Source organism: Actinoplanes sp. NPDC026619 (genome assembly GCF_040638295.1).
Classification (GTDB): domain Bacteria; phylum Actinomycetota; class Actinomycetes; order Mycobacteriales; family Micromonosporaceae; genus Actinoplanes.
Window position 1 is genome coordinate 310946 of the sequence record NZ_JBEZYA010000008.1, and the last position, 18280, is coordinate 329225.

Sequence of the window (18280 nt, forward strand, 5' to 3'; positions counted from 1 at the left end):
AGACAGCCGACGATCCGAGCCCGGCTGCGCGCCGCGCATCCCTGGTCACAGCGAGCGTGGCCGGGTGAAGCCGCCGAATTCGCGGTCGAGCAGTTCGGCGAAGCGGAGCGGGGTGTGGTCCTCGAAGAGCGGACCGATCAGCTGTACGCCGATGGGCAGCCCCTGCGCCGAACGGGTGACCGGCACGGCGGTCGACGGGAGGCCGGGCGCCGTCGCGATGCCGGCCCACGCCAGTTGGTCGAAGTAGTCGTGCTCCTCACCGTCGATCAGGATCGTGCGCATCCACATCGGCTCGCTGTGGTCGTGCGGGAAGGCCGGGGTCGAGGACACCGGCGCGACCACGATGTCGACATCGGTGAACAGCTCGGCCCACTGAGCCCGCTGGACGGCGCGCACGGTGTCGGCCGCGACCCAGTCGCGGTGGCTCAGGACGACACCCCGGGCCCGCTCGGCGGACAGCGAGGTATCGGATGGTTGCAGGGCGTCCGCGGCCGTGCGAACGGCCGCGTAGACCTCGGGCGGGAAGCCGGCCGCGATGCTCGACTGGAGCAGGCGCATGTAGGAGCGGGCGCCCTCGGCCAGATCGGGCAGGTTCGGGCTGTGCCGCCGGACAGTCGCCCCGGCCGCCTCCAGCCGCGTGGCCAGGTCATCGATCGCGGCGCGCACCTCGGACGAGACCGGGACGAGCGGGTGCGCCTGAAGGATCAGGACCCGGAACGCGCCCAGGTCGTCGTGGCGGGCCGGCCGCAAGGCGGTCCGGTAGCCGACGCCGAGGCCGGCCTCGTCGGGGTCGGAGAGCAGGCGGACCATCATCGCGAGGTCGGCCGCGCTGCGGGCTATCGGCCCGATGACGCCCAGGTCGCCGCCGAACTCGGGTAGCGGCCGGGTGCCCGGAAACGTGTGCCCGCGCAACGGAAGCAGGCCGACGGAGGGCTTGTGCGCGTACACCCCGGAGAAGTGGGCCGGCACGCGCAGCGAGCCGCCGATGTCCGAACCCATCGACACCGCGCCGAAGCCGGCAGCGACGGCGGCAGCCGAGCCACCGGACGAACCACCAGGCGTACGCCCGAGGTCCCACGGATTGTTCGTGACGCCGTAGATCGCGTTGTAGGACTGGAAGTCGCCAAGCGCAACCGACACATTCGTCTTGCCGAGAATCACCGCCCCGGCCGCCTTGAGCCGGGCGACCGCGACCGCGTCGGCGACCGCCACGGAGTCTTTGAACTGCGGAAACCCCCAAGTCGTGGGCAGCCCGGCGACGTCGATCGAGTCCTTGATGGTCACCGGGACGCCGAGCACCGGCCCGGCCTCGCCGCTGGCCCGCGCCGCGTCGGCCGCACCCGCCGCAGCGAGGGCCCGGTCGAAGTCGCGCACGCAGATCGCGTTGATGTCGCCGTCGAGCCGCTCGATCCGGGCGATCGCGGCCGTGGTGAGCTCGACCGCCGACACCTCGCCGCCGTCCATCGCCGCCGCCAGTTCGCCCGCGGTCGAGTACGCGTAGTCGGTCTTGCCCCTTAGATTGCCCCACCGATTCGGAACCTCAGAACCCAATTCCGGTCGGATAGCGGTCAGCAGGGTCGAGCAGGTAGTGGCCGAGGCCGGTCACCCAGGCAGGACGGGCGATCGTGGGCACGTCGGCAGCGTGGCTGGACAACCATGCTCTCGGCCTCACCGCGCGGTCAGGTTGGCTCCTCCCCGAGGAAGTGGGGAAACTCCCCCTGCCGGTACCCGCTGCTGGATAGAAGATTGTCGGCCTCGGTGAACGAGACGAACCGGCAGCTGACGACCAGGCCGGTGTCCCACGCGTCGTCGTCGCCGACCATGACGTGCTTCCACTCGTCGCGTGGCTCGTCGGTGACCAGGTGGAAGTAGACGCTGATGCAGGGCTTACCCGCGCCTGTGTCTGGGCCCGGGTCGTAACGCGAACGGTGCCTGCTGGCGGCGGGAATTACGGAGTTCGTCCACCCGGAAGGTTTGCCGCGTCGCATGCTTGAATGCGGAAACCGGGAGGTCGAGGCGTGTGTGCTTCGTGGACGGGGGTGCGGCTGGGCGCCGTACTGGCGATTCTGGTGTGTCTTTCCGGTGCGCCGGCGCAGGGCTCGTCGGCGCCCGCCGCGCGTTGGTCGGCCGTCGCAATCGGGGCCGACGAGTTCATCTGTGCCATCCGCAGTGACCGCTCATTGTGGTGCTGGGGGAATAACAGTTACGGCGAGCTCGGGGACGGCACCACCGCGGACCGGGCCCATCCGGTGCTCGTCAGCGGCGGTGGGTTCTGGTCGGCGGTGGCTCCAGGGCTCCGGCACGCCTGCGGGCTGCGTACCGACAGCACGCTGTGGTGCTGGGGCGACAACGGGCAGGGGCAGCTCGGGGTCGGCTCGGACGATCCTCATCGCACCACTGCGGTGCGCGTCGGCACGGCCACTAACTGGGCGACGGTGAGCTCCGACGATCAGACCACCTGCGCTACTCGCACGGATGGCAGCCTGTGGTGCTGGGGGGACAACCTCGGCGAACAGTTCGACGACGGCACCACCGAGGACCGCAACGCGCCGGTACGGGTGCAAGCCGGCACCCAATGGTCGTCGGTGTCGGTCGGTAAGGACCAGGTCTGCGGTATCCCCACCACGGGTGCCATCCGTTGCTGGGGGTCCGGCTTTCCGAGCGGCCTGCTCGGCGAGAACTCCGACTTCACCCGGGCCTCCTGGGGCGGCATCGAGATGGGCGGCCACACCTGCGCCGTGAACAATGACCACGCGTTGTGGTGCTGGGGAGCTAACGACCATGGCCAACTCGGCAACGGCAGCACCACGGACGACCATGTTCTCGCCAGGCCGGCATCGACGAGGTCCTGGGCGACCGCCGCGGTCGGCGCTTCGCACACCTGTGCGCTCACCACCGGCGGTGACATGTGGTGCTGGGGATTTAACGGATACGGGCAGCTCGGCGACAACACCACGGAAGAACGGAAAGTTCCGGTGGCGGTCAACGCCGACCTGAAATGGAAGGCGGTCGCCGCCGCCGGAGAACGGACGTGCGGGCTGACCGACTCCGGCGCACTGTGGTGCTGGGGATCCGACATCGGCACGCTGATCAGGGCGGAACCCCTGCGCGTCGGCACCGACACGGGCTGGGCGCAGGTCGACACGGACGAGTACACGTGCGCCGTTCGTACCGACAAATCTCTCTGGTGTTGGGGATCGGATGCGGAGGAGCGGCTCGGCGACGGAGTAACGAGGATCCCCGGCGATGGGGCGAAGTTCAAGGCGCCGGGGAGGTGGAAGTCGGTCGCGGTCGGCGGCTACTCCATCTGCGGTGTCCTGGCGGATGTCTCGCTGTGGTGCTCCAGCTACACCGGCCGCATGTACACCATTCCCGCCCAGAAGGTCGGGGCCCCTTCCACCTGGTCCGGCGTCACCGTCGGCGGCGACAACGCGTGTGGTCTGAAGGCGAACGCGACCCTTTGGTGCTGGGGCGTCCCGCCAGGGCGAACCCAGATGACCCCGGTGTACGACTTCACACCCCGGCCCGTGCTCGCCGAGTTCGGCCGCACCTGGGCGAGCGTCGCGGCGAGTTGCGCGCTGGACACCGAGGGCAAGGTGTGGTGCTGGGCGGACGAACAGTCGAAAGGGCCGGTTGACCTGCCCGCCGCCACCAGGTTCGACGCCGGGTGGGGCACTGTGTGCGCTGTCACCACTGACCACAGTCTCTGGTGCTGGGGCCCCAACGATCACGGCCAGCTCGGCAACGGAACCACGCAGGCCAGCGCTGTACCCGTACGCGTCGGCACCGCCCACGACTGGGCGGACGTCTCCGTCGGTCGCGACCACCTCTGCGGCATCCGCACCGACACGAGCCTGTGGTGCTGGGGCAAGGGCGGGACAGGCCTGCTCGGTAACTCCGTGACCCGCGACCAGCACACCCCGATCCGGGTCCGTTCGACTGCCGGGTGGCTCAGTGTGAGCGCCGGCAGTTCAAACACGTGCGGCATCCAGCGCGACCACAGCCTCTGGTGCTGGGGCGACAACTACGGCATGCGCTTGGGCGCCGCTACGCCCGTTCGGCGGCACATCCCGGTCCCGGCGCTCGGACGCGCCTAGAAAGTGAAGGCCGGTCGCGTCTGCGCGAATTTGCTCCGCGTGTCCTCCGACCAGCGACGGAACGGCCGCCGACGTACCCGACGGCACCGATTGGCACCCCGGTGGGACGCCCCGGCACTCGTGGATATCCCCAGGTCGGTACGATGTGGGCCGTAGGCCCTCGTAGCTCAGGGGATAGAGCATCGGTTTCCTAAACCCTGTGTCGTTAGTCACGTTGATGCTGGCCAGACGCACCATCGGGGCGTTGAGCTGGAGATATAGCCTATCGTCGATTGCCATCGTTACTCGTCGTGGATCACTGTCGCTAGTCGCGAATGGCACGTGTGTGGCACGGTCGTGGCACGGCGCAGCGGTCCCTGCCTCGGCTTCGCAGCCTTGACTCGCGCACTGGTAGCCTGCCTCTAACGGCCTAGTAGCTCAGGGGATAGAGCACCGCTCTCCTAAAGCGGGTGTCGCGCGTTCGAATCGCGCCTGGGCCACCACAAGCAGCGGGTGACTCGCTGCAGCTACACCGAGCGCGAGAAAGGCAGGCCGCCGCGGCCGGCCAGATTCTTGGATCATGTTGAGGCCAGGCGCGCCGGTTTCACACACGGGTCGGGCCTCTCCGCGACGGCGGCCTTCCCGGTCTTTGCGGGTAGGTCAGGTGTCGGTGTGCGCGAAGAAGCCCGAGGGATCAAGTTGCGTGAGCGGCGAAATGCCTAGATGAAGCCGTCCGACTCGTGCTGTAGACGCTCTCGTTTGGCGATGAATTCATCTACCACCGAACGTCGATAGCGCACGTATTTCCCCACGCGGAACCCATCTGGGCCCTCGCGGTTATTGCGCCATTTCCGGACTGTCGCCACCGGCACCTTGAAGATGGCGGCGACTTCCTCGATCGTGAGGAGTTCGTCGTCGGCCTTGCTCAGTCTCTCGGATCGCATTGCTGGCCACAATCTCGTTCGGTCTGAGCGGTATACCGCCGAGGAACAGATGCCTTACGGAATCCGGCGATGAAGGCACTGCCTTAACCGTGCCATGAGGAAGCGACAACGATAAGTGGTCTCTGGTAGTCCCCGGTAGTCTTCGGTAGTCCTGCGCCCAGGCCGTCGCGAGGGAACTTCCGGTCAGTAACTTCCGCGAAGATTCAGCGTCGGCCTCGCACGGGCGCCTTCCAAGGAACTACAAGGGACCACCGGGGACCACTAGCGGCGCGGCACGAGTGCGTGAAGGGTCGTTGTCGTTCGATAGGAGCTGGCATTACGTTCTGGTCGCCATAGGACGCCTCCATCAGGCTTGGACTGCACGCACTGCAGAATCCGGCTTGGCGTTAGGTGAAAAGACTGAGAGCCGGGTTCCTTTTGCTGGCCATGGTGGGGACCAATTGAATCCGCACATCGATATGCAGGATGCTGCTCTCGCCTGGTATGACGCCGGTTGCAGTGTCGTACCCATCCGCGCTGATGGGAGCAAGGCGCCGCGAGTGCCGTGGCGCCGGTACCAGACCGAGCGGCCCAGTCGTGAGCAGGTGCGGAATTGGTTCACCGGCAGCCCGCCGGGTTTGGCGGTGCTGTGCGGCGCCGTCTCCGGTGGGCTGGAGATGCTGGAGCTGGAGGGACGCGCGGTAAAGGAAGGGCTTGCCCGCCAGCTGGTGGACCTCGCCACTGCGGCTGGATTGCATGAGCTGTGGCAGCGGGTCGCCGCTGATGGGTACGCCGAGCGCACACCGTCGGGCGGGGTGCATCTGCTCTATCGGGTGTTGGATGCCCCGGTGGGACGCAATCAGAAGCTGGCGCGTCGTTCTGCGAACGAGGCTGAACTCGTGGCCGATCCGCAGGACAAGGTCAAGGTTCTGGCGGAGACGCGGGGCGAGGGAGGCTACACGATCGTGGCGCCGTCGCATGGCACGGTGCATGAGTCCCGCCGGCCGTGGGAGGCCCTCGGCAGCTCGGTGCCCGCGGGCATCCCGGCGATCACGGCGTCCGAGCGGGCGGCTTTGTTCTCCCTCGTTCAGTCGTTGGACGCCATGCCTCCGTCGCTGCAGCAGCCGGGACCGTCATCACGGCCGACTGGCCCGGGCTTGTCGCCTGGTGATGATTTCGAGCGCCGTACCGACTGGGCGGATCTTTTGGAGCCAGCCGGCTGGGTGCTGGTGCACCAAGTGGGACGGACACGCTATTGGCGACGTCCAGGAAAGGCTGTCGGGGTGTCGGCGACCACGGGCCGAGCGGCGGAGCGCGACCGTCTGTTCGTGTTCAGCTCAAGCACAGTGTTCGCGCCGGAATCGCCGATCACGAAGTTCCACGCCTTTGCGGTCTTGCATCATGGCGGCGATCATGTGACCGCCGCGCGAGCGCTGGGGCGAACGGGGTTCGGCCAGCGAGTCGGGGGATCCATTTCTGTTCCTGCGGGAAAGCAGGCCGACGATGTGCGCGGTGATGAGTCCGATGTGACGGGGGGTGCCGACTCGGGCCGAATGGCGCCGATCGTGCAGGAGGCGTTGCCTCCGGTGGCTGCCTGGGGGCCGACCGAAGACGGCCTGGCCCGGGCGCTGGTTGCGTATCACGGTCACGAGTTGCGCTATTGCCCGCAGCGCGGCAAGTGGCTGGTCTGGGACGGTTGCCGGTGGGCGTGGGACGACGCCGAGCGGCATCGTGAGTTTGTCCGAGCGTTGGCCCGGGTTCTCCCGCAGACCGGCGTGTGGCGCAGGTTCCGCGGGATGGCGCTGTCGGCGGGCGGGGTATCCGGGGTGGTGCGGTTGGCCCGGTCGGATCCGGCGGTCACCGTGGCGGTGACCGCGCTGGACGCTCAGCCGTATCAGCTGAACACCCCCGGCGGCGTAGTCGACTTGCGCACGGGGGCGGTTCATCGTTCGGATCCGGTGCTGTTGCATACCCGTTGTGCGGGGGCGGCGCCGGACTTCGAGCGTCGGTCGGAGGCGTTCGAGCGGTTCCTGGCGGACACGTTCGGCGACGATCTCGCCCTAGTGGCCTATGTGCAGCAGCTGTTGGGGGTGTCGGCGATCGGTGCTGTGCTGGAGCAAGTCTTGCCATTCGCCGTGGGGCCGGGCGCGAACGGCAAGAGCACGCTGCTGGAGGCTGCCATGCATGCGCTGGGCCGCGACGACGGCGGCTACGCGATCGCAGCGTCGTCGGAGATGCTGATGGTCCGCCAGCACGCGGAGCATCCGGCGGAACTGGCCCAGCTCGCCGGTGTGCGGCTGGTGGTGTGCGCGGAGCTCGACGAGGGACAGAAGTTCGCCGAAGCCCGCGTGAAGCAGCTGACCGGCCGGGATTCGATCAATGCCCGGTTCATGCGCGGCAACCCGTTCACCTATCTACCCAGTCACACGTTGTGGCTGCTGGGTAATCATCTGCCCGCTGCTCGGGCGGGCGGGCCGGCGTTCTGGCGGCGGATGAGGGTGCTGCCGTTCACGCGGGTGGTTCCCGACAGCCGACAGGATCGTCGCCTGGGTGAGCACCTCGCGGCCGACGCGCCGGCGATCCTGGCGTGGTTGATCGCCGGCGCCGCCGACTACGCGGAGTCTGGCCTGCTGCAGCCGGATGCTGTCACGTCGGCGACCGAGGCGTATGCGCGGGAGTCGGACACCGTAGGGCGCTTCGCCGAGGACGTATGCCGCCGGATCCCTGGCGATGCCGGACGGGTCGCGACGACGGTACTGCGTGACGCCTACGAGCAATGGTGTGAGCAGGAGGGCGAACGACCGGTGTCGGCGAAACGGCTGACGCAGGACCTGCGGCGGCTCGGCGTTGGGGAGGCCCGGGGCGGCAAGGGCCGCCGCTTCTATACCGGGATCGTGCTCAGCGACAGCGAGATCGAGCAGCCGGCGTTGGTCGACCACGGACATGCCCGGGGTGACGGGTGACAGATGTGACGGGACTTCCCGCTTGACGGCTCTACACGCGCGGGCGCGCGTGTACGTGGTGTGCGCACGGGGCTGATAGAACCGGGAATGGGCAGGCATCCGTCACCTGTCACCCGCGACCTGTGGCTGCGCGGTCCGGTTCATCCACCATGGACCGGCGTGGTGCATTGTGCCTCTGGCATGGCAACGATGAAGATGTCCGGCATGACCGTCTCGTACACCGCGGGTTTACACGAGCTCCGGCCTGGCACGTACGCCTATCTACGGCCACCGGGCACGTGGGGTTACAGCAACTGCGGCCTGGTCACCGCCGGTGAGACCGCGCTGCTGGTGGACACCCAGTTCGACCTGCCCATGACCGCAGAGCTCAAGACCGCGATCAGCGCTACGGCGCCGGGCGTCACCGTGCGAACGGTGGTCAACACCCATGCCAACGGTGATCACTGCTGGGGCAATCAGCTCTTCGAGAACGTGGAGATCATCAGCTCGGCCGCGTGCGCGCACGGCCTGAGCGAAGAAGTGCCGCCCACGGCGTTGGCGGCGTTGAGTGGGCCGCAGTCGCCGGACACCGTGTTGGGTGACTATATGCGGCGGCACTTCGGGCACTTCGACTTCGCCGGTGTCGACGTCACGCCTGCAACGCGCACGTTCTCCGGCCGTCTGGACGTCACGCTGGGCCATCGCACTGTGGAGCTGATCGAAGTTGGGCCGGCACACACCAGCGGCGACGTCATCGCCCACGTGCCGGACGCCGGGGTCGTGTATGCCGGCGACATCCTGTTCATCGGCGACCACCCGATCGTCTGGACCGGCCCGGTGGAGAACTGGGTCACGGCCTGCGACCTCATTCTGGACACCGGCGCCGAGACCATCGTTCCCGGTCACGGACCGGTCGCCAGCCCCTCCGGGGTCCGCCAGTTTCGCGACTACCTTGAGTTGATCGCCTTGGCCGGCGCCACACACCACGCCGCCGGACGCTCCTACTGGGAAGCCGCGGCCCGCACGGAACTACCCGAGCGGTTCGGCGTGTGGGGCCGCCGCGAACGCCTGGTCATTTCGATGGCAGCGATCTACACCTATCTGGGGATGCCCCGGGCCGAGGTACTGGACGTCCTGGCGCATGCTGCTGCTCAGGAACAGCGAGACGGCCGCTGACTGTAGTCGCCGTTGTGTGAGGCCACGCCAGCGCGACGGGCGCCGTCACGGTTCGTGAAAGCTTGGTCCTGCGACCGTCCCCGGTATTTGTCACAGCGAGACAACGGTGGTCGTAGTCGGGGTGTGGGCGTCGTTGCCCGTGATGCCGAAGGTCTCGGCGAGGCCGACCAGACGAAGGACCTCGTTCACCACCGGTGCGGCGCCGACAAGCGTAAGCCGACCCGCGGATGTCTCCCGGGCACTCATCAGGGCTGCCACGGCGCCGCAGCAGAAGAATGTTGCACCGCTGAGGTCCAGCTCGATAGCGCCCCGTGTTCGGGCGACGCCTTCCGCCAGAGCCTCACGCAGTTCGGTCACGCTTGCCTGATCGATGTCGCCACGTGCCTGTATGCGATAGCTTCCCGCTCGTCGGTGGACGTCGATGGACAGTTGGTCGAGCTGTTGGCCCATGCCATCACCTCCCCGTGACGATACGAGGACCCTAGGCCCGAGGCTTACACCCGGACGGCTAGTTCTACACCGCCACGCGGAGGCCTTCACGCCGGTACAGGAGGCATAGCTTGACGCGGAACATTTGGCTGAACGTGCCGGCCGCCTGTTGCTGGCCGGTCGATGGGGGCGCCGATCTCTGCTGCTAGCCAGGAGTGGGGGTGACCGGTCCAGATCCGCCGCGGCGGGTGGGCATGGGTGCGGAGCGGTCAGGCCTTCGCGTCGGTGGGCACCAGCATGATCAAACGGTGCCCGGGAGATCGAAGTGGTTCGAGTGCTACTACCTGTATCGGGTGCGGTTTCTCGTGTCGGGGCAGGTAGAGCGAGCGACGATCGCCGTCGGGATGGAAGTAGGCAATCGGCTTCTCCCACAGTCGCCGGGCGACAGCGTTGACGTTGAGGATCTCGCTGATGATGTCGTGCAACCGCTGGTTGTCGGGGTAGCGCAGCTGCGCGGCGCGCGTCTGGGCGAGCATCTGCGGCGCCCATTCGGTTTCCCAGTTGTAGAGCTGCTGGCGTGCTTCGGGGTAGGTGAAGACCCAGCGCATGACGTTGGCTTCGTCCTGCACTACCCAGGGAAACCACGAGCGCATCTGCTCGTTGTGGCCGACGAGGTCCCATGCTTCGTCGCTGAGGTATGCGGGCCAGGGCTGGGCCTCCAGCACGGGTTCAAGGCCGTCCGGGGTGGTGCGGTGAACGGGAATGGGTGGTTCCTTGCCGACGAGCAGGAACAGCAGGCGTGTTTCGTCGTGGTCGAGCCGTAGGACGTGGGCTACCCGCTGGAGGAAGTCCTCGCTGTAGTTCTGCTGGTCACCGACCTCCAGGCGGGAGTACCAGTGCGTGCTGCAGCCGATGAGCGCTGCGGCCTGCTCCTGACTGACATGGTGGCGCCGGCGGCTACCTGGCCACGCTTGCTGAAAGCCAGGAATCTCATCGGGATTCAGGCGGGTGCGCCAAGCGCGCACATGCCTGGCAAGTTCGCGACTCGGGTCGGGATCCGGCATGTGGGCTGGGGCGTGTGGGGGGCTGGCGTCCATGTCGTCCTCTGCCTCAAGTCCCAGCAGGATGAGTCGGGTCGGCCGAAACGAAGCGTTCAACGTAACAGCGATGATCTATGAACGTGTACCCCTTTCAGGTTTCCGAGGTAACTCTCAGACACGCTTGTAGATCAACAGCTCGGCATGATCTTACGAAGTGACATGCGTCTCTACAGTGCTGCTGCCCTAAGTGCCACTTGGGGATTTAACACACTGTGGTCACCGGCGGTCACGGGGTGCAAGCTGTTGGCTTCGTCGTGATCGGGGGAGTCATGGCCTTGGTGCGTAGGCCTTTCCGTAGGCCATGCTGCGCTCTCCTGAGTTTGGGGAGGGGGTCGAGCCGATGACGCGCACGGTTCTGGTTTTGGGGGGCAGCCGGGGTATCGGGCGTGCCGCTGCCGCGGCATTCGCCGCGGACGGCTACCGGGTGGCGGCATCGGGGCGCGACGACTCGTCGGCGGAGCCCTGGATGACCGTCGCCTGCGACGTTCGGGATCAAGATGCGATCGATCGTGCGTTCACGGGCGTCGAGCAGGCATTTGGTTCGGTGGAGATCCTCGTGGTCAGCGCCGGCATCACCCGGGATGGGCTGCTGTTGCGGATGACCGAGGATGACTTCGCGGCGGTGTTGGATGTGAACCTCGCTGGCGCGTACCGGGCAGCGAAGCGGGCTGTGCCAAGGATGATGCGGGCGCGGTGGGGCAGGTTGATCTTTGTTTCGTCGGTCGTGGGGCTACGCGGTGAGGCCGGTCAGGCGAACTATGCGGCGTCCAAGGCCGGCCTGATCGGGCTGGCCCGCTCGCTGGCCCGCGAGTATGGCAGTCGGGGGATCACGGCGAACGTCGTCGCGCCGGGCTTCACCGAGACTGACATGACTGCCGTGCTGAGCACCGAGCAAAGGGCTCGGATGCTGGAACACATCCCGCTGGCTCGAGCGGCCGATCCCGCTGAGGTGGCGGCTGCGATTCGCTTTCTCGGCAACGAGGCTGCCGGTTATGTGACCGGCGCGGTTCTGCCGGTCGATGGCGGAGCTGGGATGGGCCATTGATCGGCAGGTGTGCACTGCGAGCCGCGGCGTGTCCCGCCGGGATGACACGGCGCTCGAGCCATGTGTGGGCACAACGGGTCTTGCGGTCGTGAGCTGCTAAGAGAGTCCATCACGCCATTGATTCGACAATATTCGACGTCCGCCCTGGGACGTCGCAGACGGGGGATGACCGATCGACGATGACTAAGCGGCCGAGCTCGGAGCCTGCAACACCATCCGATGGATTGCCTTTCTCCCGTCGCCTGCGCCGAGCCCGTATGGCGCGAGGGTGGTCACAGCTGGCCCTGGCGCAGCGGATGTTCGTCGTTGCAGCCGACTACGGCGGATCAGCGACCGTCGAAGCTCTCAAAGGCATGCTCAGCAAGTGGGAACGCGGCAAGAAGGGCGTCTCGCAGGAGAACGCCCACTTGCTGGCAGAGACGCTGGAGACGACCGTTGCCGCTCTCGGCGTGCCGGTGGATCCCGACTTCGTGTGGCGTAAGAGCCGTTCGGTATCTCCGACGCGACCTGCGAGTCGTCGCGTAGGCGACAATAGCGACTCCACGCAGTAGGGACCGGGCCCAGTCAGACGTCCTCCGCCACCCCGGTAAGCATGCCGACCGTCCACGACACCGTGGCCGCGTAGTCGTAGATCGCCCCCGGGAAGACCTCAGGGACATCGACAGTCGGGGCTAGCGCGGCAGCAGCGGTCAGGTCGTCGTAGATGGCGACATCGATTCCGCGCAGCTGATGCGTGATGGCGTTGTTCAATCCGGCGTAGGAACGCCGGACGTCGGCGTTGAGGTCGGCGACCTGTTGTTGCTCGTCCTGGTGCCGCGGTATGAAAATCAGCCGAGGCAGATACAGACCGGCCGCGGTGATGACGTCCGAGGGTTTCAACCTGCCTGCAGGGCACTCGGCTTCGGTCACCGGCTCCCCCGCGATGACCTGGGCAGCGAGTTGGGAGGCGCAGACCGCGTAGGCGGTCGCGGCTCGGGCAAGCGCGACCAGCGCCAGGGAGTGGAACCGGTCCGCGGCCTCGGCGATGTCTGCGGCTGCTCGACTGACCTGGTCGCCGCGGCCTAACGCCTGAATATGGTCCTCGCGCGTATTGGCCTGCTGATCCAGCACGGCAGCCTGGTTGACTGTGGCTGCGGCCATGTTGCAGGAAATACCGTGATCCACCAGTGCTTGGCGCACCGCTGCGGGCAGCGTGATGCCCGCATACGCCGGCAGCACCTGCCGCACAATCACACTCATCCGCTGCTGACCCCCAGTGTCACAGCCGAGCGACGCCTTCGCCGTAGCCTGCGCCGACCACCGCCGAACGTGGCCGGAACCCTGCTCGCCTCGACCACGCCGGCCCTTGACCGGGACCACCTGGGACCACTGCAGACCATCGGAGCCAACTATCGATGACGTCGGTGGTGGTCGAGGGTCGAGGACGTGAACAAGGTTCCCAGCACTCTAAACGAGCCCCCGAGCCGAGGAAACCAGCGGTCGGGCACGAGCATGAGGGCACGGCCACGAGCAGCAACAACGTCACCGATGCGTCAGCGCGTCCGCGGGACGCTGACAGCTATAGCGGCACTCGGCGTGCTCGTTGCGGGACTCGCGGCACCGGCCATGGCCGGTGTTCCCCCTGCCGACCCTCGTACGCCGGTGGCGGACACCACGATGGTCGCCGTGACGTTGACCCTGACCGGTCGCGCAGCGGCATCGGAGGCAGCCGTCAACGTGTCGGACTCGGCGGACTTCCACGGCAATCTGACGCCGGCAGAGCTCCGGCAAGGCTTCGGGGCGCCCACCACCCGGGTAAAGCGGGTGACGGCGTGGGCGAGAACGGCGGGCTTCACGACGGGGCCGATCGATGCCACCGGTGTCAGGCTGCCGATCACTGCCGCCGCTGCGGCGTGGCGGCGCTGGTTCGGAGTCACGCTCACCGAGTCGGTCGTCGGCGGCGCCGTAGTGCGGCAGGCCTCGCAGCCGCACCTTCCGGCAGCGCTGCACGGGCTGGCAGCGGCAGTAAGCGACCCCAATCCACAGCCCGCCCGGCCGATGAGCCTGCGCAGCTGCATCGTCGCACCCCGCCAGGGCGCGACCGTGGTGGAGGTCGCCGCCACGAACGTATCCTGTCTAGCTGCGCCCTCGATGACCACAGACAGCGGTCCGACCACAGAACGGGGCGGATGCACGACAGTCTGGGACCGGCGTGCCGTCCCGGTGACGTCGCGGCCCTACCTGGTCGGCAACGTATGGGCGCCGCTGCGCGGTTACACCGGAACGCAGTTGCGCAGCCTGTACGGGCTGGCCGGTTCCGACAGCGGCGCAGGGCAGACCGTAGTGATCGTCGGCGCCTACGACGATCAGCGCACGCACGCCGATGCCAGCACCACGTTCGCCCGGGCCGCGCACGCGGCGCCTCCGGTCGAGGACATCCGGCATGTCACCGCGGGCATCGTCGGCCGCCCGGCAACAGCCGGCCCGTGGGGCGGCTACCTGGTGCGGGTTGACAGCGGCACGCAGCAAGCCGGACCTGGCTGGGCCCCGGTGACGGGTCTTGGCGCGCCGGGGTGGAGATTCGTCGATGCAGCGTGAGACCACCGGTGCTCGCCATTCGATCCAGGCTATTCTCACCGGCCTCGCGGACACCGGGTGCGGCCTGCTCGATACCCTGCTCACCCGGCTCATCGCCCGGAATTGCGCAGCGCAGGCCCGGACTCGAGCCACGCAGGGCGCCTACGTCGACGGCCCCACACTGCGCGCCCTACCCGCGGCACGCCCAGCGAGCGTGTTGGCCGCAGCGCCACGGGACACGACCCGGTCATACGGCACTGCGGGCCTGATCGCTCATCCTCGTGCTCCGCTGGCAGTGTTCGACCGGCCTGGCGGCCGGGCGTTCGCCCAGCTGCGGACCACGCTTGCCGGCGGCGAGGCGTGGCTGCCGGTCATCGCCCAGCAAGCCGACTGGATCCAGATCCTGCTGCCTTCGCAACCGGCCGGATCCGTCGGGTGGGTCGACGCCGCCCGGGTCACCCTGGCGCACAGCCGGCACGAGATCCGCATCCTCGTGACCGCGCACCGAGCCCAACTGGTCTTCGCGGGACGTATCACCAAGAGCTGGCCGGTCACCTGCGGAACCCCGGACACCCCGACCCCGCCCGGGCGCACCTTCGTGCTGGCCGTCACCCGCGACACCCGCCGCCGGCCGGACCCGATCGTGCTGCCCCTGGCCGTGCCCAGCAGACACGCCGGGTGCGGCGCTCACGGCGTGATCGCCCTGCACACCGGGCCGCCGCACGCCGGCTGCATCACCGTGCCACCTGCCGCGCTGCCCGCCTTGGCCCGGGCCCCGCTCGGCTCCCTGGTGCGGATCTACCCCTGACCCTTGGCCGGCCCGGTCGTCACCTAACAAAGGACATCGCGTGATGAAAGCCCTCTCCTACGCCGCGGTCGCCGCGGCAGTCCTGTTCAGCGGTGTCGGGGCGCTGGCCGTCACTGCCAGCCCGACACCGCCCGGCCTTGACGCGCCGCTGCGCCTGGCCGTGGTCGGAGCCGACGTCGCCGGCTCCCGGCGGCTGCTGCCATTGGTTGACCTGCCACGGGCGTGGGGAACGCTGACGAAGTTCACGTCGTCGACCATCAGCGCCGCCGACAACGAGGCGCGAAGCCAGGTGTCCGGGCTGACGGTCGCTGGCGGCACGGTGCAGGCCGCGACAGTCGGCGTGTATTGCCGCGACGGTGCCGCACAATCGCATGTCACCGGCCTGCAGACACTGCTGCCGATGGCGGCTCTGACGGCGGACGTGCGCCACAAGAATCCCGACGGCTCCACCACCATCACCGGCTTGCGGCTGCAACTGCCCGCGGCCGCCGACCGGCCCTCTGTCATCGTCGATGTCGCCGTGGCTACCTGCGCGCCCGCCCGGGACAAGCCGACCGTCGTGCTGCCCGGTCTGCCCGCGGCACTGCGCGAAGCGCTGCTGCATGAGCCGTACCAGGGACGCCGTGACGCCACCGCGCGCCCGGCCACGATCACCGTCGGCTCGCGCGCCGCGAACGGCGGGTGCTGACTGTCATGGCCGCATCCGCACTGCCGGGCCCGACCAGCCAACGAGAAGACTGCCCCACGCTGCTCGCGCCGTCATCGGTGGTCCCGGTCAGCCGCGACGACGTTGCCGAGCTGGCCGGGCTGGCCGCCGCGACGACCGTGGGGACACCGGTCGCGCGGTGGCTGGTGCCGGACCCGCGGCAGCGACCTACCGTCCTGCGCGCGTGGTACCAGTTGCTGCTGGAACAGGCGCTGGGTCACGGCCGTGTCGACCTGCTCGCCGACCGCAGCGCCGTGGCCGTGTGGATCGACCGAACCGGGCCGGCGCCGGCCCTGCAGCGGTCGCTGCGCCGGTTGACCTCCTCGTGCGGCAAGCACGCGATCACGCTGCTCTGCTACCACCACTTGCTGCGCCAGCACCGGCCGGCTGCCGCCCACCTGGAGCTGTCGTTTCTGGCCGGCACCCATCCTGGCGGGCTCGCCGGACTGCTCGCCCATCGGCATCGCCGCCTCGACCCGGCAGACATTGCCGGCCATGCCATCGCCGGCAGCCCAGCGCAGCGCGACCTGCTCGCTGCGGCCGGCTACCAGGCCGGTCATCCGTTCCGCCCAGCCGCAGGGCCACAGCTGTGGCCGATGTGGCGCCCCGCCGTCACCCCCCATATCCGGCCTGCCGCCTCGGCGCGGGCTTGACCTTCCAGGAGCAGAAGGACCTCGTCATGGCAATCTCCGGATGGGTCAACGCCCCCACCGACCTGCGCGACGAAACCTCGACCCTCAGCGCGATGACCACCGCAGCCGGGCCGGTCCCAGCCAGCCCGCTGCTGCTGCGGCTCGGCCGCGACGCGGGATTGTGCTGCCAGGGCCCGCAGACCGGCTACGCGGACTGGCGGCATCCCGAACGACCCGACCCCGACATCGCCGTGGCGATCGAAGGCCGACTGTCCAACCGCGACCTCCTGCTCGACCGGCTCGGGCAGCGGCGCACCCACGCGTGCGACGCCGACCTGCTGCTGCACGCCTACCGGCAGTGGGGTCAATTCCTGGTCGACCGCATCGACGGCGTCTACGCCATCGCCATCTGGGACCAGCTACGCCGCCAGCTACTGCTGATCCGCGACCCGCTCGGCGTCAAGACCTGGTTCTACCAGCCGCTGCGCGACGGCAGCGTCACGTTTGCCACCAAGGTCCGTGGGCTGCTCGCCCACCCGGGCGTCGACCCGGTCGTCACCAGCGACGGCCTCAACGAGCTGATCACCCTCGGCCCGGCCCGCACCCCTGGCCACGCGATCGTGCACGGCATGCATGAGGTGCTGCCCGGGCACCTCACCCAAGCCGTGCCCGGCCGCATCTGCAGCCGGCGGCACTGGCAGTGGCAGGCCCAAGCGCCCGATCCCACCATCGGCGAAACGGCCGCGGCCCACATGGTGCGGCGCACCCTGGCCGAGGCCACCGCCACGCTGCGCACCCAGCCTGCCGGGGCGGTGCTGCTGTCCGGCGGCGTCGCCTCCGCTACCGCCGCCGCCTTAGCCGCCCCACAGCCGTCGGCCGACCGGCGGCCTATCGCGTACACCCTGACCCTAGCCGGGCCGTGGGGCCTGCCACCCGGTGTCGGCGCGGACGTCACCGCCGCCGGCCGCGTCGCCCGGCACCTCAACCTCCATCACCACCCGATCGCCGCCAGCGCGGACGAACTAGTCGCCATGGCAGCCGCCAGTCGCCACGTCCTCGACCTGCCCGGCGAATCCACCCTGGACGCCGCCCTGTTCACGCTGCTGCGCAGGGCGGCCGCCACCACCACGAGCATCGTCACCGGCGACGGCGCCGACGCCGTCTTCGGCTGGGCATCCTCAACGCCGGAGATCACCGGCCTGCCGTGGCAGCGCTACGACACCGCACCGATAGACCTGCTGTCGGCCGACGCCCGCCTGCACCTGCTGCCCACCGCCTACGCCAAACGGCGCCTCGAAGACGCGATCGCGACCATCCCGGCCCCGGCCGGACTCACCGACGCCCAGCGTGCCTGGCACCGCGACGCCTACCTCACCCTGACCCACAGCCTGCCCGCCCAGCTGCGGCGGCTGGACGAACTCGCCGCCGCACTCGGCCTGAGCGTGCACAGCCCGCTCGCCGACCGGCGGCTCATCCAGCACACCCTGCGCATGCCCGACCCGGTGCGGCACCTGCGGGGCGTTCGTCTCGGACTGCTGCGCCACGCCGTCACTGGTCTGCTGCCCGCCAGCGTCACCTGGCTGCCCGGCCGCACCTTCCCCGGCGCGCACCTGCTGCCCGGCTGGCGGGCGAACCAACGCGACCGGATGCTCGGCGTCCTGGCCGACGCGTCGCAGCCCCTGCAACCACTGCTCGACCCCGTCCAGATCCACCCACTGCTGGCCCGCATCCCCGAGCACAACCACGCACGACACAGCGCCATCGCCTACCTGCTGGAGATCAACGCCTGGCTTGCCAGGCACCGCATCCGCCTCGTCTGACCCCATGCCTCATCGCCCCCGCCGCCACGTGGGCGACGGCACCACACATCCGCAGCCCGCCCGATTC

16 protein-coding genes and 1 tRNA gene are annotated in these 18280 nt (G+C 68.7%); 11 read left to right on the forward strand and 6 right to left on the reverse strand.

The genetic code is table 11. From position 1 onward, the window contains the following. Positions 1 to 45: 45 nt before the first annotated feature. A complete protein-coding gene (locus AB0E90_RS20290) occupies positions 46 to 1551 on the reverse strand; it encodes an amidase (protein ID WP_360407409.1) in 1506 nt (501 codons plus the stop codon). A gap of 128 nt (positions 1552 to 1679) precedes the next feature. Then, positions 1680 to 1988 (reverse strand): hypothetical protein, encoded by a 309-nt coding sequence (locus AB0E90_RS20295; protein ID WP_360407412.1) that lies wholly within the window; start codon positions 1986 to 1988, stop codon positions 1680 to 1682. A gap of 30 nt (positions 1989 to 2018) precedes the next feature. Between AB0E90_RS20295 and AB0E90_RS20300 the strand changes: the two genes are divergently transcribed. Together AB0E90_RS20300 and AB0E90_RS20305 are read left to right on the forward strand one after the other, a co-directional pair. Further along, entirely contained in the window at positions 2019 to 4097 is a 2079-nt protein-coding gene (locus AB0E90_RS20300; RefSeq protein ID WP_360407415.1) for a hypothetical protein, read from the forward strand. Positions 4098 to 4503: 406 nt separating this feature from the next. Beyond that, a tRNA-Arg gene (locus AB0E90_RS20305) sits at positions 4504 to 4579 on the forward strand. Positions 4580 to 4795: 216 nt separating this feature from the next. Here the strand turns inward: AB0E90_RS20305 and AB0E90_RS20310 are convergent. Continuing rightward, positions 4796 to 5020, reverse strand: coding sequence for a helix-turn-helix domain-containing protein (locus AB0E90_RS20310; protein ID WP_360407418.1), 225 nt, complete (start codon positions 5018 to 5020; stop codon positions 4796 to 4798). 440 nt (positions 5021 to 5460) lie between these two features. Between AB0E90_RS20310 and AB0E90_RS20315 the strand changes: the two genes are divergently transcribed. Both AB0E90_RS20315 and AB0E90_RS20320 read left to right on the forward strand, forming a co-directional pair. After that, positions 5461 to 7962 carry a phage/plasmid primase, P4 family gene (locus AB0E90_RS20315; protein WP_360407421.1) on the forward strand — a complete coding sequence of 834 codons (2502 nt, stop codon included), beginning with the start codon at positions 5461 to 5463 and terminating at the stop codon, positions 7960 to 7962. A 180-nt stretch (positions 7963 to 8142) separates the two neighbouring features. After that, positions 8143 to 9117: an MBL fold metallo-hydrolase gene (locus AB0E90_RS20320; RefSeq protein WP_360407424.1), complete on the forward strand. Its 975-nt coding sequence runs from the start codon at positions 8143 to 8145 to the stop codon at positions 9115 to 9117. Positions 9118 to 9207: 90 nt separating this feature from the next. On the opposite strand, the gene AB0E90_RS20325 is transcribed toward AB0E90_RS20320, so the two are convergent. Together AB0E90_RS20325 and AB0E90_RS20330 are read right to left on the reverse strand one after the other, a co-directional pair. Next, positions 9208 to 9567 carry an STAS domain-containing protein gene (locus tag AB0E90_RS20325; protein ID WP_360407427.1) on the reverse strand — a complete coding sequence of 120 codons (360 nt, stop codon included), beginning with the start codon at positions 9565 to 9567 and terminating at the stop codon, positions 9208 to 9210. A gap of 248 nt (positions 9568 to 9815) precedes the next feature. Next, on the reverse strand, positions 9816 to 10610 hold the full coding sequence (locus AB0E90_RS20330) for a helix-turn-helix transcriptional regulator (protein WP_360407430.1): 795 nt from the start codon (positions 10608 to 10610) through the stop codon (positions 9816 to 9818). 376 nt (positions 10611 to 10986) lie between these two features. Here AB0E90_RS20330 and fabG point away from each other — a divergent pair, with 376 nt between their 5' ends. Further along, positions 10987 to 11691: a 3-oxoacyl-ACP reductase FabG gene (gene fabG, locus AB0E90_RS20335; protein WP_360407433.1), complete on the forward strand. Its 705-nt coding sequence runs from the start codon at positions 10987 to 10989 to the stop codon at positions 11689 to 11691. A 296-nt stretch (positions 11692 to 11987) separates the two neighbouring features. After that, complete coding sequence (locus AB0E90_RS20340) at positions 11988 to 12242, forward strand: helix-turn-helix transcriptional regulator (RefSeq protein WP_360407436.1); 255 nt, start codon at positions 11988 to 11990, stop codon at positions 12240 to 12242. Positions 12243 to 12255: 13 nt separating this feature from the next. Here AB0E90_RS20340 and AB0E90_RS20345 read toward each other — a convergent pair whose 3' ends face one another. Further along, positions 12256 to 12930: a hypothetical protein gene (locus AB0E90_RS20345; RefSeq protein ID WP_360407439.1), complete on the reverse strand. Its 675-nt coding sequence runs from the start codon at positions 12928 to 12930 to the stop codon at positions 12256 to 12258. Positions 12931 to 13347: 417 nt separating this feature from the next. Here AB0E90_RS20345 and AB0E90_RS20350 point away from each other — a divergent pair, with 417 nt between their 5' ends. Genes AB0E90_RS20350 through AB0E90_RS20370 form a run of 5 tightly spaced genes read left to right on the forward strand, consistent with a single transcriptional unit; the run spans position 13348 to position 18213 of the window. Further along, a complete protein-coding gene (locus AB0E90_RS20350) occupies positions 13348 to 14268 on the forward strand; it encodes a protease pro-enzyme activation domain-containing protein (RefSeq protein WP_360407576.1) in 921 nt (306 codons plus the stop codon). Then, complete coding sequence (locus tag AB0E90_RS20355) at positions 14258 to 15055, forward strand: L,D-transpeptidase (protein WP_360407442.1); 798 nt, start codon at positions 14258 to 14260, stop codon at positions 15053 to 15055. Before AB0E90_RS20350 ends, AB0E90_RS20355 begins: the two co-directional genes overlap by 11 nt. 40 nt (positions 15056 to 15095) lie before the next feature. Then, positions 15096 to 15743 (forward strand): hypothetical protein, encoded by a 648-nt coding sequence (locus AB0E90_RS20360; protein ID WP_360407445.1) that lies wholly within the window; start codon positions 15096 to 15098, stop codon positions 15741 to 15743. 5 nt (positions 15744 to 15748) lie between these two features. Continuing rightward, on the forward strand, positions 15749 to 16414 hold the full coding sequence (locus tag AB0E90_RS20365) for a hypothetical protein (RefSeq protein ID WP_360407448.1): 666 nt from the start codon (positions 15749 to 15751) through the stop codon (positions 16412 to 16414). Between the two features lie 26 nt (positions 16415 to 16440). Then, positions 16441 to 18213 (forward strand): asparagine synthase-related protein, encoded by a 1773-nt coding sequence (locus AB0E90_RS20370; RefSeq protein ID WP_360407451.1) that lies wholly within the window; start codon positions 16441 to 16443, stop codon positions 18211 to 18213. Positions 18214 to 18280: the final 67 nt, after the last annotated feature.

Excerpts from the sequence above, each read along its gene's own strand:
- AB0E90_RS20295 (WP_360407412.1), bottom strand. The coding sequence starts at position 1,988 with ATGCGACGCGGCAAACCTTCCGGGTGGACGAACTCCGTAATTCCCGCC.
- AB0E90_RS20310 (WP_360407418.1), bottom strand. The coding sequence starts at position 5,020 with ATGCGATCCGAGAGACTGAGCAAGGCCGACGACGAACTCCTCACGATC.
- AB0E90_RS20320 (WP_360407424.1), top strand. The coding sequence starts at position 8,143 with ATGGCAACGATGAAGATGTCCGGCATGACCGTCTCGTACACCGCGGGT.
- AB0E90_RS20325 (WP_360407427.1), bottom strand. The coding sequence starts at position 9,567 with ATGGGCCAACAGCTCGACCAACTGTCCATCGACGTCCACCGACGAGCG.
- AB0E90_RS20330 (WP_360407430.1), bottom strand. The coding sequence starts at position 10,610 with ATGCCGGATCCCGACCCGAGTCGCGAACTTGCCAGGCATGTGCGCGCT.
- fabG (WP_360407433.1), top strand. The coding sequence starts at position 10,987 with ATGACGCGCACGGTTCTGGTTTTGGGGGGCAGCCGGGGTATCGGGCGT.
- AB0E90_RS20340 (WP_360407436.1), top strand. The coding sequence starts at position 11,988 with ATGTTCGTCGTTGCAGCCGACTACGGCGGATCAGCGACCGTCGAAGCT.
- AB0E90_RS20345 (WP_360407439.1), bottom strand. The coding sequence starts at position 12,930 with ATGAGTGTGATTGTGCGGCAGGTGCTGCCGGCGTATGCGGGCATCACG.
- AB0E90_RS20350 (WP_360407576.1), top strand. The coding sequence starts at position 13,348 with ATGGTCGCCGTGACGTTGACCCTGACCGGTCGCGCAGCGGCATCGGAG.
- AB0E90_RS20355 (WP_360407442.1), top strand. The coding sequence starts at position 14,258 with ATGCAGCGTGAGACCACCGGTGCTCGCCATTCGATCCAGGCTATTCTC.
- AB0E90_RS20365 (WP_360407448.1), top strand. The coding sequence starts at position 15,749 with ATGGCCGCATCCGCACTGCCGGGCCCGACCAGCCAACGAGAAGACTGC.
- AB0E90_RS20370 (WP_360407451.1), top strand. The coding sequence starts at position 16,441 with ATGGCAATCTCCGGATGGGTCAACGCCCCCACCGACCTGCGCGACGAA.